The sequence below is a fragment of the Akkermansiaceae bacterium genome (genome assembly GCA_017798145.1).
Lineage (GTDB): Bacteria > Verrucomicrobiota > Verrucomicrobiia > Verrucomicrobiales > Akkermansiaceae > Luteolibacter.
The window spans coordinates 3254219-3268456 of record CP059069.1 but is presented as its reverse complement, the minus strand read 5'-3'; the positions used below and the strand labels follow the sequence as shown (position 1 = coordinate 3268456).

The window sequence follows — 14238 nt, the reverse complement described above, 5'->3', positions numbered from 1 at the left end:
GAGGGTGGGAAAGTTGCCGCACCGCCCGCCGGATGAAAAGAAAAACCCTGCCTGCGGGAATCGCGGGCAGGGTTCCTGAAAATCGCCGTGGGGATCACTTTTTCAAAAGCTCCTTCAGGTGGGCCACGTAGGCCGCCGGACCACCTTCGCGGTAACCGATGTCATCGGTGAGCTTTTTGCCATCGGCATCCAGCAGAAACAAGGTCGGGTAGCCCTCGATGCCGAACTCCTTGTCGAGTTTCTTGTTCTGGGCTTTCACCTCCGGCGTCTGCCGCTTCTTGTTCGGGAAATCCACCTCCATCAGGACGAGATGCTCCTTGGCGTAATCCTGGAATTCCTTTTTGGAGAAAACCTCCTTTTCCAGCTTGATGCACCATCCGCACCAGTCGGTGCCGGTGAAGTTGATGAAGATCGGTTTGTTCTCGGCCTTCGCCTGCTTCTTGGCGGCCTCGTAGTCGGTGAGCCAGGCGGATTCACCGGCGATGGCGGATGCTGCAAGCACGGCTACGGATGTGAGTGCGATGAGGAAGTGTTTCATGTTCGTTTAGTCCAGGTCTTTCTTTTCGAGGGAGTCTTTGAGATGGGCGAGGAATTTGTCGATGTCCGGATACTGGGAGGCGAAGAACCGGGTGAATTCCTTGCCTTCGCTGTCGAGCAGGATCACCGTCGGGAAGCCCTCGATCTCGTATTTGTCGGCATGCGGCTGGTTCTTCTCGGCAAGCTCCTTGTCGCCCTTCGGGAAGTCGAGATGCACGAGCACGAAGTCCTTCGAGGCCGCCTTGACGAACTCCGGCTTGGAGAAAACCTTCTTGCCCATCATGATGCAAGGAGGGCACCAGTCGGAGCCGGTGAACTCCAGCAAGACGGATTTCCCGTCTTTCTTGGCAAGGGCGATGGCTGCTTCGACATCCGTTTCCCAGCCTTCCGGGGCGGATGCGAATGCGGTTGAGGCGAGGGCGGCTACGCCGAATGCGACGGCGGCTAGGTGGGTTATGGCTTTCATATCTTCATGGTAGGCGGCTCCGGGCGGGGTTTTATTCTAAATTTCTTGGCAAAGCCCCGGAAAAACTGAAATCCATAGCCCATGCCCCAGCTCCCAAGGCTCATCCTCGCCACCCGCAACCCCCACAAGACCGCGGAGATCCGCCACATCATCGGCGGCCGCTTTGAGGTGCTGGATGTCACCGCATTTCCCGATCTCCCGGAAATCGAGGAAACCGGCACCACGTTTCTCGAAAACGCAAGGCTCAAGGCCCTGGGAATCAGCCGCCGCACCGATGGCTGGGTGCTGGCCGACGATTCCGGCCTGGAGGTGGACGCCCTCGGCGGCGCCCCCGGAGTCTGGTCCTCCAGCTACGGCGGTGAGGAAGGCAACCATGCCCTCAACAACCAGCGCCTGATGCGCGAAATGCAAGGCAAGGCCGAACGCAGCGCAAGGTTCCGCTGCACCCTTGTGCTTGCCAAGGGCGGGCAGGAAATGGGCGTTTACCTCGGGGTGGTCGAGGGGAAAATCGCAGAAAGACCATCCGGTAACGGCGGATTCGGCTACGATCCGCTCTTCATCCCCGACGGGCACGATCTGACGATGGCGGATCTGGGGGCAGGGGTGAAATCCCAACTCAGCCATCGCGCCAATGCGATCCGCGCTTTCTCGGAAGCCCTTGAAAACGAAAATCCCGATGGATTTTAAAAAATAGTTTGGAAAAATTAACTAATTTCGTAAAATACGCCCTATGAAACGCTTTTTCCTGCCAGCCCTGCTGTTGATGCCACTTGTCGGTGCCTTGTCTTCCTGCTCCAGCCAGGTGAAGGCGAGACAGCCGGTTTCCTACCGCTTCGAGCATGGTCGCACAGCGATGATCAAGAACGGAGTCGCTTACGCGCCGCGCAACGCACCTGCCGCCGTAAAAAGGGCCATCGCCGCAGGCAACAGGCTCCAGCGCATGCCCTACAAGTGGGGCGGTGGGCACGCCAAGCACAATGACAGCGGCTACGATTGCTCCGGCACGGTATCCTATGTGCTCAGGGAGGCTGGGCTGCTGCGCGGATCCCTCACCTCGAAGGGTTACTTCGAATACGGCAAGAAAGGGGCCGGTGACTGGATCACCATCTACTGCCGCAACGGCCATGTTTTCATGACTGTCGCCGGCTTGCGCCTCGACACCGGCTGGGGAGCCGACCGGTCGGGTCCACGCTGGCACACCCGCACCCGCCCGGGCAAGGGGCATGTCATGCGCCACCCGCCAGGGCTCTAGCGTTCGAAAAGCACGCTTCGCAGCGTCGCGAAATCGGGCAAGACCCTGTCCGCCTGAGAGAAATCGAGGTCTGCGGTCACTCGGTTTGGCACAATCCATGCCGCCATCCCCGCGGTTTTTGCCGAAATCAGGCCGTTGAGGGAATCCTCGATCACCAGGCAATCCGCCGCAGCCACACCCAATCTGCGCGCGGCCTCGAGATAAAGGTCCGGAGCGGGCTTGATGCGGGGGGCATCGCCCTTGCAGACCACATCCCTGAAAAAACCTCCGAGGCCAAGCTTTTCCAACCATCCGTCCACCCAAAAATGGGAGGAACTGGAAACAACAGCCGCCGGGACCGCTTTTTCCCGGAGTTCCACCAACAACTCCAGCACCCCCTCCATCGCACCTTCCTGCTCGAGTTCGGCACGGATTTCCAACTGCCTCGCCGCATCCATCTCCAGCCAGTCGAAGCCCAGCTTGGTCAGATCCTCCAGATACGTCTTCGGGGACCACGCATCGAAATCGGAACCGATGCAGCGCGTATAGAGGGAAAGCGGCAGATCCTGGCCGTGAGCCCGGAACGTCCTCAGCCACGCCTGGTAGATGGCCCACTCGGTGTCCACAAGTATCCCGTCGAAATCGAAGAGGATTGCTGCGGGTGCCACGCCCCTTCGATGTCCCGGCAAGCCTCATCCCGCAAGCCGGAATTCATCAATTAACCTAAAATATCAATATTTCCGATTTTGGTTGGCTTCCAGGAGGTTCCTTGGCATAAGCACAGCGCTTCCCACCCCATCCCGCCGATCGCATGAATATCCGCAGTTTCATAGGTGCATCCTCCGCCATCCTGATTGCTTGGCTAGGTGTGACCTACATCCACGAGGTTCCCACGGAGCGCTACCACCAGCAGACGCGCAGCGCTGTTCCCGTCACCGGCAAGGCGGCGGACATTTCCCGTGAAATGATAGCCGGGAACCAAAACGAAACACGCTGAACCATGCCGGAAGATCCAGTGCCAACCGAGAAAAGACCCATCAGGCTGGATCTGGAGCCCGGTGCGTATTTCTGGTGCGCCTGCGGGAAAACAAGCCACACCCCTTTCTGCGACGGCTCCCACAAGGGCAGCGGCATACAGCCACGGAAATTCGAGGTCGCGGAGAAATCCGCCCTCAGCCTCTGCCAGTGCAAGGCCACCAAGAACCCACCTTTCTGCGACGGCTCGCACCGCGATCTCTGATCCGGCCATCCGGACAAGCCCTCTCTCCGTCCGTTGACACCGGCTGCCATTCCGCCTATCATCGCACACGTGAAATCCTTCGGAATTCTGCTCGCACCAATCATCTCCGTGATGATTCCTGGCTGCGGCTCGATGGGGGACGCCGGGGACTGGAGGGGTTCCGTCAACAGCCAGGTGAACCAGCTCGGCTACCGGAACTGGATCGTTGTTTCCGAGGCATCCTTCCCGGCCCACAGCCGTGTGGGTGTGCGCCAGGTAAACGCGGACGCGGAGGTGCCAGAGGTTGTCGATTACGTGCTCAACGCCCTGGAGCGCACCCAGAACGTCCGTCCAAAGGTCTATCTCACCCGGGAAATGCGCGCCGTGGAAAACGATTTCGCGCCGGGCATCGACCAAATGCGCCACCAGATCGCCGAGTCGCTCCACGGCCATGAACCGACGGAGCTCGACCAGCAATCCCTCATCACCCTGCTGGAATCCGCGAACCAAAGCTACGACGTGCTGGTGATTCGCACGCCCACGGCACTGCCCTACACCTCCGTTTTCCTCGAGTTGCAGCCAGGATACTGGGATGCGGAGTCCGAGGACAGGCTGCGCGAAAGAATCCGCCGCGAGCGCATGGAAAAGCTAGCCCGCTAGTTGCCGCCACATCACACTCGCCGCGTGACACGCAACGAACTCCTCAAGATCGAGCGCGAGGCGGCATGGATCGGCGATGCGGTGCTCGCCCTCTTCGCCCGAGAATTCGTGCTGCGCGAGCGCGGCTGCATGGACGGCATCTGGTTCACCCACCTCACCTCCAACGAATTCCTCAGCGCCTTCGGAAACCCCACCAGCGTCGAGGCGCGGATCGGGGAAATCCACCGCGCCGAAGGCCTGCAAGCCGCCCACGAATACATCGAGCGCGAGTTCCTCCCGCTGTTCAGGAAACAGATCGTGAAGAAGATGAAGTGAGCGCTTCCGATGCGATCGAAACCTTCAACCCGGCCGAGGCGGCCTTCTGGTTCTTGATCGCGGTTTGCCTCGCCGCGTCGATTTTCATGATGGCAGATTCATGAGAATCCGAGATTTCCAAATCACGGCTCCCCCCACGAAAAAGCCCCCCTGTGTTTCCACAGGAGGGCTTTGTGATTTTTCGGGCAATCGGATGGCTTACTCCGCTGAGGCTGGCTCCTCTTCCTTCTTGTCCGCCGTTTTCTTGGCGGCCTTCTTGGCAGGCTTCGGGGTTTCCTCGGCGGCCACTTCCTCGATCTCGTCCTCCGCATCGAGCGCCGGCAGATCGACCCATTCGATGATGGCCATCGGTGCGGCGTCGGTCATGCGTTGGCCGAGCTTGGTGATGCGGCAATATCCGCCCGGACGGTCTCCGGTGTTCGGAGCGACCTCATCGAACAGCTTCTTCACGGCATCCTTCTGGCGAAGGAATGCGATGGCGAGGCGGCGTGAGTGCAGGTCGTTGCGCTTGGCTTGGGTGACCAGCTTCTCGGCGACAGGGCGAAGCGCCTTTGCCTTTCCGAAAGTGGTCCTGATGCGCCCGTGCTCGATCAGGCTGCAGGCGAGGTTTGCGAGCAGCGATTTGCGGTGCGGGGCGCTGCGTTTGAGCTTGGTGGTGTTGCGGCGATGTCTCATCGGTTGGTTGTTTCGGTTGGGTGGTCTTATTCGTCGAGGTTTTGTGCGATGAGATCGGCGAGTCCGACGGGTGCCTCATCCTCCGCGCCGAGGCGTGTTCCGCGCGATGCGACGGAACCGCCGGCGAGCAAGGCAGGCTCGAAGGACATGCCGAGGCCGAGGCCGAGCTCGACGAGCTTGTCCTTGATCTCGTTGAGGGATTTTTTCCCGAAGTTGCGGTATTTCAGCATCTCGGCTTCCGACTTCATCGCCAGCTGGCCGACGGAGGTGATGTTCGCGTTGTTCAGGCAGTTCGCCGCACGGACGGAGAGCTCGATCTCGTTGACGGACATGTTGAGGAGCTTCTTGAGCGCCGCGTTCTCCTCGCTGGATTCGGCAGGTGCCTCTTCGAAATCGACGGCGTTCTCATCGTAATTGACGAAGACATCGAGGTGGTGGCGGAGGATCGCGGAAGCCTGGAGGAGCGCGTCCTGCGGGGTGATGCGGCCGTCCGTCCAGATGTCGAGGGTGAGCTTGTCGTAATCGGTCATCTGGCCGACGCGGGTGGTGTCCACGCTGTATTTGACGCGGGTGACAGGCGAGAAGATCGAATCGATCGCGATCACGCCGATGGGCTGGTCCTTGCGCTTGTTCTCATCCCCGGTGGAGAAGCCGCGACCTACGCGGACCTCGAATTCGCAATCGAACTTCACCTTCTTGTCGAGGGTGCAGATGACCTGGTCCTTGTTGACCACATCGTAGATGTTGTCGCCCTGGATGTCGCCGGCGGTGATGACGCCGTCCTTCTCCACCTTGATGGAAAGGATGCGGGGCTCCTTGTCGTTGTGCGAGAATTTCACCTTCTTGAGGTTCAGGACGATGTCCGTGACATCCTCGACCACGCCGGGAAGGCTGGAAAACTCGTGTTGCACACCGGCGATGCGCACGGATGTGATGGACGCGCCTTCAAGCGAGGAGAGCAGGACGCGGCGCAGGGTGTTCCCGATGGTGTGGCCGTAGCCGCGCTCAAAGGGCTCCGCGACGAATTGCGCGTAAGTGTCTGTGGCTGTGTCCTCGTTGCGGACGAGGCGGTTCGGAAGCTCGAAACGAGCAAGTGTGGTGGCTGACATGTTTGTTGTAGGTTGCCGGGTTTCCCTCTCGCGAGCCGGGCGCTTTCGCGACCAGAGGACCAACGGCTGTTCGATTATCTTTACCTCGCGGGGGGCGAAGAAAATGCTTCGGCGGCCTTGTTGCAATGCTTTTTCTGCAAAAAACCGCGATTTCTTCACGTTTTACTGAGCGTACTGAGAAATATGCTTGGATTCACCTGTTCCGCAGGGTTTTATGGGGACTCAGTTTTCCCCCATAGAAAATGAAATCTAAGAAAAACCTTACCCGCTTTACGTACGAAAATGCGGCATTCGAGGGCTGGCGTCTCTGCATCAGCCGCTACGGCACCACATTCACCAAGTATTTTCCCGACAAGAAATTCGGAGGTGGCAAAAAATCCCTCGTCGCCGCAGAGGCCGCTCTTTCCGATCTGAAAGCCATCCTCGAGGGCGGCAAACTGGTCAACGGGAAGCTCAGCCCCGCCACGATCAAGAAGTGTTCCGCCTTTCTGGCGAAAGTCTGATCCACTCCCGCTGATTTTCGTTTTGCCCGGCGCGAAACGGTGCTTTCGTCGCCCATGCCTCCGGTCATCCATTGGTTCCGCCGCGATCTCCGCATCGCCGACAACACCGCCCTCCATCACGCCTCGAAGGGCAACCCGGTGATCCCGGTCTATGTCCTCAGCGATTGGAAAAGCTCGCATCACTGGACCGGCTCAAATCGTCAGCACTTCCTCTGCGGATGCCTCGCATCGCTCTCAAGGAACCTCGAAACGCTGCAAGGCCGCCTCATCATCCGCTGCGGCGATGCCGTTACCGAAATACGCAAACTCATCGGGGAAACCGGAGCCGAAGCCATCCATTTCAACCGCGACCCAGACCCATTCGGCAAACGCGTTGAGGAAAAGCTCATCGGACTCTGCGAAGAACTCGGCATCCGCTGCACAGGACACGACGACGCCTCCCTCCACACACCTGCCGAAATCCTTACCCAGTCGGAAACCCCCTACAAGGTCTTCACACCTTATTACCGGAACTGGATCGAGCGAGATAAGCCCACACCTTACCCGAAACCGGAAGCGCTCAACACCCCGGCAGGCATCCCCTCCCTGGAGCTTCCCACCGTCGCCCACTGGGGACTGGAAAGACCCACCGCAGACCTCCCCGAACCCGGCGAACGCGCTGCCCGCCAGCGGATGGATCGCGCCGTTTCGAAGATCATCCGCAGCTACCAGGATCTGCGCGACATCCCCTCCGAGGACGGCACCTCCCGCCTATCCCAGGATCTCCGCTACGGCCTCATCTCCATCCGCACCCTGTATGCGAAGGTGAACGACGAATACAAGGAGGCGCGCGGCGTCCCACGCGAATCGATCGCCACCTACATCAAGGAACTCGCCTGGCGCGAGTTCTACTTCGCCATACTCCACCACTTTCCCCACGTCCTCGACCACGAGTTCAACGAGGACTGGAAAGGCCTGCCGTGGGTGGAACCCGGCGGGAATTTCGACAAGTGGAAACGCGGCGAGACCGGCTTCCCCATCGTCGATGCCGGGATGCGCCAGCTCCTCAAAACCGGATTCATGCACAACCGCGTCCGCATGATCACCGCCATGTTCCTCACAAAGGACCTGCACATCGACTGGAAACTCGGCGAGTCCCACTTCATGCAGCACCTAACGGACGGAGAGATCGCCTCCAACAACGGCGGCTGGCAATGGTCCGCCGGCACCGGGGCTGATGCCGCCCCTTATTTTCGCATCCAGAACCCATGGTCCCAGACCGCGAAGCACGATCCCGTGGGGAAATACATCAAGCGCTGGGTGCCGGAGCTCGCCGGGGTCGATCCGAAGAAATTCCAATCCCCTCCGGAAAATGGCAACCCCCTCGCCCCCGGCTATCCCCTACCCTGCGTCGATCACAAGGCCGAGCGCGACCGCACCCTCGCGATCTTCAAAAAGCACCGGGGCAACTGAGAATCGGGAACCCGAGCCGCGTTCATCCGTGGTTCCCCTGCCCCCAGAACCCCAGCCTCACATGAAATTCGCAATCTGCAACGAAACTTTCCGCGACCACGATTTTCCCGGTAGCTGCGCCAAGGCCGCACGCCACGGCTACACCGGCCTTGAGGTCGCCCCCTTCACCCTCGGAAATCCCGAAACACTCACCCACACAGAAGCGGAAAAATACGGAGCCATCGTCCGCGACCACGGCCTCGAAATGGTCGGCCTCCACTGGCTGCTCGCCAAAACCGAAGGCTACCACCTCACCGATCCCCACCCCGCCGTCCTACAGCGCACCTTCGATTACGCCCGCCACCTCGCCGAAACCTGCTCCGCCATGGGCGGGAATATCATGGTCTGGGGCAGCCCCCAGCAGCGCACGTTAGCTCCCGGATGGTCGCGCCCGGATGCCGAGGCGCGCTTCATCGACTTTTTCCAGCGCCTCTCCCCCCACCTCGCGGCGGCGGGCGTCACCGTCGCCTTCGAATTCCTCGGACCCTCGGAAACGAATTTCATCAACACCGCCGCCGAGACCATCGCGCTGTTAGAAAAAATCGATTCACCGCAAGTCCGACTCCACCTCGATGTCAAGGCCATGGCCGCCGACAGCAAACCCATCCCGGAAACCGTCCGCGAATCCCTCCCCTGGGCCGCCCACTTCCACGCGAACGACCCCAACCTCCGCGGCCCCGGCATGGGCGATGTCGATTTCCCGCCCATCGCCGCCGAACTCATCAGGGGACGCTACGACAAATGGGTTTCCGTCGAGGTCTTCGATACAAACATCCCCCCGGACACCCTCGCCGCAGAAAGCATGGCAAACCTCCGCGCCGCCTTTGGTTAAAATCCTTCCATAATCGCCTGCAATCTCCAATCTCCCCCCAGCGAAACATGAAAACCCAGGTCACCAAATCAGAATCAGAACTCCTCGACCTTGCCGAAACCAAAGGCCCGCTCGGCAAAGCCGCCATCTACACCAAGCTCTCCGGCCCCGGCTGGCTGCAAGGCGCGATCACCCTTGGCGGCGGCTCCCTGGCCGGTGCCCTCTACGTCGGCATCATCTCCGGCTACCAACTCATGTGGCTCCAGCCGCTCGCCATGATCCTCGGCGTGATCATGCTCTCCGCCATCGGCTACGTCACCCTCTCCACCGGCCGCCGCCCCTTCGAGTCAATCAAATCCCACGTCTCCCCCGTCCTCGCATGGGCATGGGTTATCGCCACCCTCATGGCGAACATCGTCTGGGCCATGCCTCAGTTCAGCCTCGGCATCGGCGCGATGCAGCAGAACATCTTCCCTTTCCTCGGCACATCCACAGGCTCCACCATCGCCATCGCCGTGCTCTTCTTCGTCGTCGGCATGGGCATCAACTTCGCCTATGAATCCGGTAGCAAGGGCGTGAAAGTTTTCGAGAACGTCCTCAAGGCCATGGTCGGCCTCATCGTGATCGCCTTCTTCCTCGTCGTGGGCGTACTCACGTTTTCCGGAGCCATCAGCTGGGGTGAAATCTTCAATGGCATGCTCCCGCGCGTCAGCGACCTCTACAACCCCGCCAAGGACTACATCGCCCCCATCGCCGCGACAGGCGAGTTCGCCCAATATTGGACCGGTGCCATCGTCAGCAGCCAGCGCGACATCATCATCACCGCCTTCGGCACCGCCGTGGGCATCAACATGACCTTCCTCCTCCCCTACTCCATGCTCCGCAGGAAATGGGGCCGCCGCGAGCGCGGTCTCGCCATCTTTGACCTTTCCATCGGCCTCATCGTCCCCTTCGTGCTGGCCACCTCCTGCATCGTTATCGCCGCCGCCGCCGCCTTCCACGCGAAAACCGGCGATATCCTCAACGCCGACGGCACCCCCATCCCTGCGGCCGCCAACAGCTACCATGCCGCCTTCAAGACCCATCCGGCCGTGCTTGCAGCCACCGCCGAACTGCCAGCCGCTGAAAAAGCCGCCGCCATCCCCGCCGCCGTCGCAGCGTTGCCGGAGGCAGACCGCGCCATGGGAGCCATGCTCGCCCAGCGCGGCAACATCCAGCTCGCCACTACCCTCCAGCCCCTCACCGGCCCGGGCATCGCCCAGAAGGTCTTCGGCCTGGGTGTGATGGGCATGGCGCTTTCCACCATCATCGTCCTCATGCTGATGAACGGCTTCGCCCTGACCGAAATGCTCGGCAAGCCCGGCAACCGAAACATCCACCTCCTCGGCTGCGCCATCTCCGGCCTCGGCGGTTTTGCGGGGGCTTTCCTCTGGGGCAACCCGGATGCCCGCGCCGCCCTCGCCGTCCCCACCTCCGTCATCGGCGGCTCCATGATCCCCATCGCCTACTTCACCTTCCTCCTGATGATGAACTCCAAAACCCTCCTCGGCGCGGACATGCCCGTCGGGGCGCGCCGCGTCCGCTGGAACGTCCTGATGGTGATCGCCACCGGCATCGCCACCGCAGGTTCCATCTGGGTTCTCTCCGCAAAAGGCCTTCCCGGCACCATCGGCATCATCATCCTCGCCACCCTCGCGATCCTGGGCAGCGTCGGCTTCCTGAAAAAGAACCGCGCCTAAACCGACGGCTCCCTGATCCGATAAACCATCTCCACGATCCCGCCGCCGAGATCGCGCTCGGAAAGTCTCTTTGCGAAGCCGTCCAGTAAGCTCCGCATCCCGGTATTGTCGGCAAACATCGGCACCAACCACTTTCTCACCCCCACGCCGTAAGCCGCGGCGGAGAGGGAGCGCATGAGTTCAGCACCCGCACCTTTGCCTTGCCAGGCGTCCGCCGTGACCACCGCGATCTCCGCCAGCGTCCTGTCCTCATGATCCCGGAAACACCGCGCGACGGCGATGGGCGTGAACTCGCCCTCCAGATCCACCGCCAGCCCGTAGGCGATGTGGTCGATGCCGTCGGGATTGGATAAGCGGGCGAGCTCCCGCTCGGAAAGCGAGGTCTTGTCGAAAAGGAAACGCCGCATCCGGCTGTCCGGCGCGAGATCCTCCAGCGCCGCCGCAAGAGCCGCCCGATCCGACGGAACGATAGGACGGACGTATCCGGGCGTGCCGTCGCGGAGGGTTACATCTCTCCTCTCCTTCATCACCCGGGGGCTGGCTCACCATGGATTCCGGGGCTGCCTATGCCCGTGATTCTCCACTCCCCGCCATCCTTCGCGTATACCACCTCGATCCGGTTGCGATCAAACGTCATCCCTTCCTCGGTTTCCCAGAAAGCCTCGTCCTTGGGATGGAAACCATGATACACCACGACAATCTCCCCCTTCGCAGTCACCGAATCCATATGGACACCGCAATTCGAATGCGCCTTGAGCCGAGCGGAAATCGTGCCCTCATCGCCGGGTTGGGGCAACACGACCGCTTGCATCTCACCGGTTTGCGAAACCTCGGGAATCCGTAAATCATGGCTCACCCGCGCCACCCTCCAGCTGATGGAAACGGACTTCGAATCGGGAAACCACTTCGCCTTCACGTTCGTCTCGGGCCAGCCGTGATAACTGCCAAGGGTCTCAGCTTGCGGGATTTTCGCCGCCACCGCCATCTTTCCGAGATCGACGAGATAGGCCGAGTGGTTCGGCCCCGGCAGTTCATCCACGAATTCCACACCCGAGGAATCCAGCACGCAGACCAGCCACCGCCCGTCCGGCGAAGCGCCACCTTGCACCGCCCGAAACCCGGAGGATGGCAATTCCGCATGGGCACCGAACGAGGTGGCATACAATGCACAAAGGGTGAGAACGTGTTTCATGGAGAGAGGCAATCTGAAGGCGCTCGCAGATTACCGTTCCACCCGAGCCGGTCAAGTGGGGCGGGGTGGAAATCCGTGATCATTTCCCGGGATGAAAATCCCCTCGCGCGCGATCTGCCTCCCATCCAACGGAAAGCCCCCCTTGCCATCGAGCACACGCCGGGCGATGTGGAAACATTTCCATGCCCGCACAATCCGGACCTCCCTCCGCGGGCCGCTCATCCGCGTGGCGAGGTGCTGGAAATGCCGGACCGGGTTCCCGAGAAAACCGCAGCGCCCATCCGCCGCCTGTTCCAACATCCACTCCAGCGCCGCATAGGGCCACGGCCAGGTTTCCAGGATCGGATCATTTCCGGAAATGTCCGCCGAGAACGCACGGTTGAGCTGCAGGATCGCCTGCGCAGGTTTGCCCTCCAGCCAATGCCCCTGCGCAAAAGTGAGCGCATCCAGGTAGAAATCCCCACCACGCCCCAGCCCATGCGCTTTCCGCGTTCCGGGTTCCCAATGCGGCAGATACGGACAAGCTTCCACACAGCGATCCTCCACATTCGACCTTCAATGTTCAATGTTCGATGTTCGACCTTCATCCACCAGGAAAAGTCCTTGCCCAGCGCCCCCGAAACACAAATCCTCCCGCCCGTATGAGCAACCGTCTTGAAGGAAAAGTTCTCGTCGCCCAGGGCGGCGGCCCCACCCCTGTGATCAACCAGAGCATCGTCGGCGTCGCCCTCGAAGCCCGGAAATTCTCCCAGGTAACCTCGATCTACGGGGCCGTGCACGGCGTTTCCGGCATCATCAACGAGAACTTCGTCGATCTCACCCGCGAGACCACCCACAACCTCGAACAGGTCGCAGGCACCCCGTCTTCCGGACTCCTTTCCACCCGCGACAAGCCCGACGAGGAATACTGCGCCCGCATGTTCGAGGTGATGAAAGCCCACGACATCCGTTACTTCTTCTACGTCGGCGGAAACGATTCCTCCGACACCGTCCGCATCGTCAACGAACAGGCAAACGCGGAAGGCTACGAGCTGCGAGCCATCCATATCCCGAAAACCATCGACAACGACCTGATGGAAAACGACCACTGCCCGGGCTTCGGCTCGGCGGCGCGCTTCGTGGCGCAGGCGTTCATGGGCGTGAACCTCGACAACCGGGCCCTGCAGGGCGTTTACATCGGCTGCATCATGGGCCGCCACGCCGGCTTCCTCACCGCCGCCTCCGCGCTGGCACAAAAGTATTACAACGACGGCCCGCACCTTGTTTATGTGCCCGAGCGCCATTTCAAGACCGAGCAACTCCTCGCCGACGTGGATCGGGTCTATTCGAAATACGGCATGTGCACCATCGCCGTCTCGGAGGGCATTTCCGATCCCGACGGCACGCCGATGATCGTGAAACTGCTCGGCAAGGAGGAGCGCGACTCCCACGGCAACGTCCAGCTCTCCGGCACCGGCGCACTCGGCGACCTCCTCGCGGACACGATCCGCGACGGACTCAGGATCAAGCGTGTCCGCTCCGATACCTTCGGCTACCTCCAGCGCTCCTTCATGGGCATCCAGTCGGACCGCGACGCCCGCGAGGCGCGCGAGGTCGGCGAGAAGGCCGTGCAGTTCGCCATGTGGGACAACGTTGATGGCTCGGTCGCGATCAAGCGCCCGGTGCTGGACTACTCGGTGGACTACGAACTGGTGGACATCTCGAAGGTGGCAGGCAAGACCCGCCACATGCCGGACAACTTCATCAACGAGGAAGGCAATGGCGTGACCCAGGATTTCCTGAACTACTGCCGCCCGCTCCTCGGCTCCAGCCTCCCGGAGCCTCACCGCCTGCGCGCACCTGCCGTGAAAAAGATCCTCAACGCTTGATGCGCATCCGTGGAATCGCACCACCTGTGCCTCTGGACGAAGTCCTCGATGGCGGATGGGCTGGGTAGCCCTGACATGGTGGATAATCTATTGATTTCATAGGATTCTTTGGGTCACTGGATTTTCCGGGTTGTCCAGAATGACAGGCATCGACACGTCTCTTTGTCAGAACCGGAGGCGTAGCCGGAGTTGGACGGCCTGACTGCTCCTCTTGGCTGCCGTCAAATCCGTCGGGAAAACCGCCATTATGTCCCGGATGGGTAGATGGATTTGAAACCAGACCAACAGGAACCGGCCTCCCGCTAATCCGGTGGCTGGCTTCGCTGGTCAGATTCCTGTCCATCCGTCACACCTCTGCCAGATTGGCGAGTCGGATCAAGGGCTTTCCGAAGCCGCATGGTAAATGGGATTCATTCTCCTGC

At 60.9% G+C, this 14238-nt stretch carries 19 protein-coding genes; 11 read left to right on the top strand and 8 right to left on the bottom strand.

Annotated features, from left to right (window positions below; translation table 11 throughout):
- Positions 1-94: 94 nt before the first annotated feature.
- The gene (locus HZ994_13985; protein ID QTN33377.1) at positions 95-538 is read right to left on the bottom strand and encodes a thioredoxin family protein; all 444 of its coding nucleotides are present in this window, start codon (positions 536-538) and stop codon (positions 95-97) included.
- A 6-nt stretch (positions 539-544) separates the two neighbouring features.
- On the bottom strand, positions 545-1003 hold the full coding sequence (locus tag HZ994_13980; GenBank protein QTN33376.1) for a thioredoxin family protein: 459 nt from the start codon (positions 1001-1003) through the stop codon (positions 545-547).
- Between the two features lie 81 nt (positions 1004-1084).
- Here HZ994_13980 and rdgB point away from each other — a divergent pair, with 81 nt between their 5' ends.
- Together rdgB and HZ994_13970 are read left to right on the top strand one after the other, a co-directional pair.
- On the top strand, positions 1085-1690 hold the full coding sequence (gene rdgB, locus HZ994_13975) for an RdgB/HAM1 family non-canonical purine NTP pyrophosphatase (GenBank protein ID QTN33375.1): 606 nt from the start codon (positions 1085-1087) through the stop codon (positions 1688-1690).
- 43 nt (positions 1691-1733) lie between these two features.
- Positions 1734-2255 (top strand): C40 family peptidase, encoded by a 522-nt coding sequence (locus HZ994_13970; protein QTN33374.1) that lies wholly within the window; start codon positions 1734-1736, stop codon positions 2253-2255.
- Here the strand turns inward: HZ994_13970 and HZ994_13965 are convergent.
- On the bottom strand, positions 2252-2902 hold the full coding sequence (locus tag HZ994_13965) for an HAD family phosphatase (GenBank protein QTN33373.1): 651 nt from the start codon (positions 2900-2902) through the stop codon (positions 2252-2254). The genes HZ994_13970 and HZ994_13965 overlap by 4 nt on opposite strands.
- Before the next feature lie 143 nt (positions 2903-3045).
- Between HZ994_13965 and HZ994_13960 the strand changes: the two genes are divergently transcribed.
- From HZ994_13960 to HZ994_13945, 4 genes are all read left to right on the top strand, one after another.
- A complete protein-coding gene (locus tag HZ994_13960; protein ID QTN33372.1) occupies positions 3046-3231 on the top strand; it encodes a hypothetical protein in 186 nt (61 codons plus the stop codon).
- 3 nt (positions 3232-3234) lie between these two features.
- The gene (locus HZ994_13955) at positions 3235-3474 is read left to right on the top strand and encodes a CDGSH iron-sulfur domain-containing protein (protein QTN33371.1); all 240 of its coding nucleotides are present in this window, start codon (positions 3235-3237) and stop codon (positions 3472-3474) included.
- Between the two features lie 69 nt (positions 3475-3543).
- Complete coding sequence (locus tag HZ994_13950; GenBank protein QTN33370.1) at positions 3544-4113, top strand: hypothetical protein; 570 nt, start codon at positions 3544-3546, stop codon at positions 4111-4113.
- A 24-nt stretch (positions 4114-4137) separates the two neighbouring features.
- Entirely contained in the window at positions 4138-4428 is a 291-nt protein-coding gene (locus tag HZ994_13945; protein ID QTN33369.1) for a hypothetical protein, read from the top strand.
- A gap of 198 nt (positions 4429-4626) precedes the next feature.
- Here HZ994_13945 and rplQ read toward each other — a convergent pair whose 3' ends face one another.
- Positions 4627-5103 (bottom strand): 50S ribosomal protein L17, encoded by a 477-nt coding sequence (rplQ, locus tag HZ994_13940; protein ID QTN33368.1) that lies wholly within the window; start codon positions 5101-5103, stop codon positions 4627-4629.
- A 26-nt stretch (positions 5104-5129) separates the two neighbouring features.
- Positions 5130-6212, bottom strand: coding sequence for a DNA-directed RNA polymerase subunit alpha (locus HZ994_13935; GenBank protein QTN33367.1), 1083 nt, complete (start codon positions 6210-6212; stop codon positions 5130-5132).
- Between the two features lie 242 nt (positions 6213-6454).
- Between HZ994_13935 and HZ994_13930 the strand changes: the two genes are divergently transcribed.
- The 4 genes from HZ994_13930 to HZ994_13915 all read left to right on the top strand — a co-directional run bounded on the left by HZ994_13930 (position 6455) and on the right by HZ994_13915 (position 10756).
- A complete protein-coding gene (locus HZ994_13930) occupies positions 6455-6715 on the top strand; it encodes a hypothetical protein (protein QTN33366.1) in 261 nt (86 codons plus the stop codon).
- A gap of 54 nt (positions 6716-6769) precedes the next feature.
- Positions 6770-8167, top strand: a complete 1398-nt coding sequence (locus tag HZ994_13925; GenBank protein ID QTN33365.1) for a deoxyribodipyrimidine photo-lyase — start codon at positions 6770-6772, stop codon at positions 8165-8167.
- A gap of 61 nt (positions 8168-8228) precedes the next feature.
- The gene (locus tag HZ994_13920) at positions 8229-9038 is read left to right on the top strand and encodes a sugar phosphate isomerase/epimerase (protein ID QTN33364.1); all 810 of its coding nucleotides are present in this window, start codon (positions 8229-8231) and stop codon (positions 9036-9038) included.
- A 47-nt stretch (positions 9039-9085) separates the two neighbouring features.
- Positions 9086-10756 carry a divalent metal cation transporter gene (locus HZ994_13915; GenBank protein QTN33363.1) on the top strand — a complete coding sequence of 557 codons (1671 nt, stop codon included), beginning with the start codon at positions 9086-9088 and terminating at the stop codon, positions 10754-10756.
- Here the strand turns inward: HZ994_13915 and HZ994_13910 are convergent.
- From HZ994_13910 to HZ994_13900, 3 genes are read right to left on the bottom strand one after another with little or no spacing between them, the layout of a single operon-like run.
- Positions 10753-11283, bottom strand: coding sequence for a GNAT family N-acetyltransferase (locus HZ994_13910; GenBank protein QTN33362.1), 531 nt, complete (start codon positions 11281-11283; stop codon positions 10753-10755). The two genes, HZ994_13915 and HZ994_13910, sit on opposite strands and share 4 nt — an antisense overlap.
- On the bottom strand, positions 11283-11948 hold the full coding sequence (locus HZ994_13905; GenBank protein QTN33361.1) for a hypothetical protein: 666 nt from the start codon (positions 11946-11948) through the stop codon (positions 11283-11285). The genes HZ994_13910 and HZ994_13905 overlap by 1 nt, the downstream gene beginning before the upstream one ends.
- A 51-nt stretch (positions 11949-11999) precedes the next feature.
- Entirely contained in the window at positions 12000-12494 is a 495-nt protein-coding gene (locus HZ994_13900; protein ID QTN33360.1) for a hypothetical protein, read from the bottom strand.
- A 95-nt stretch (positions 12495-12589) separates the two neighbouring features.
- On the opposite strand from HZ994_13900, the gene HZ994_13895 reads away from it, so the two are divergent.
- Positions 12590-13816, top strand: a complete 1227-nt coding sequence (locus tag HZ994_13895) for a 6-phosphofructokinase (protein QTN33359.1) — start codon at positions 12590-12592, stop codon at positions 13814-13816.
- The last annotated feature ends 422 nt before the right edge of the window (positions 13817-14238 follow it).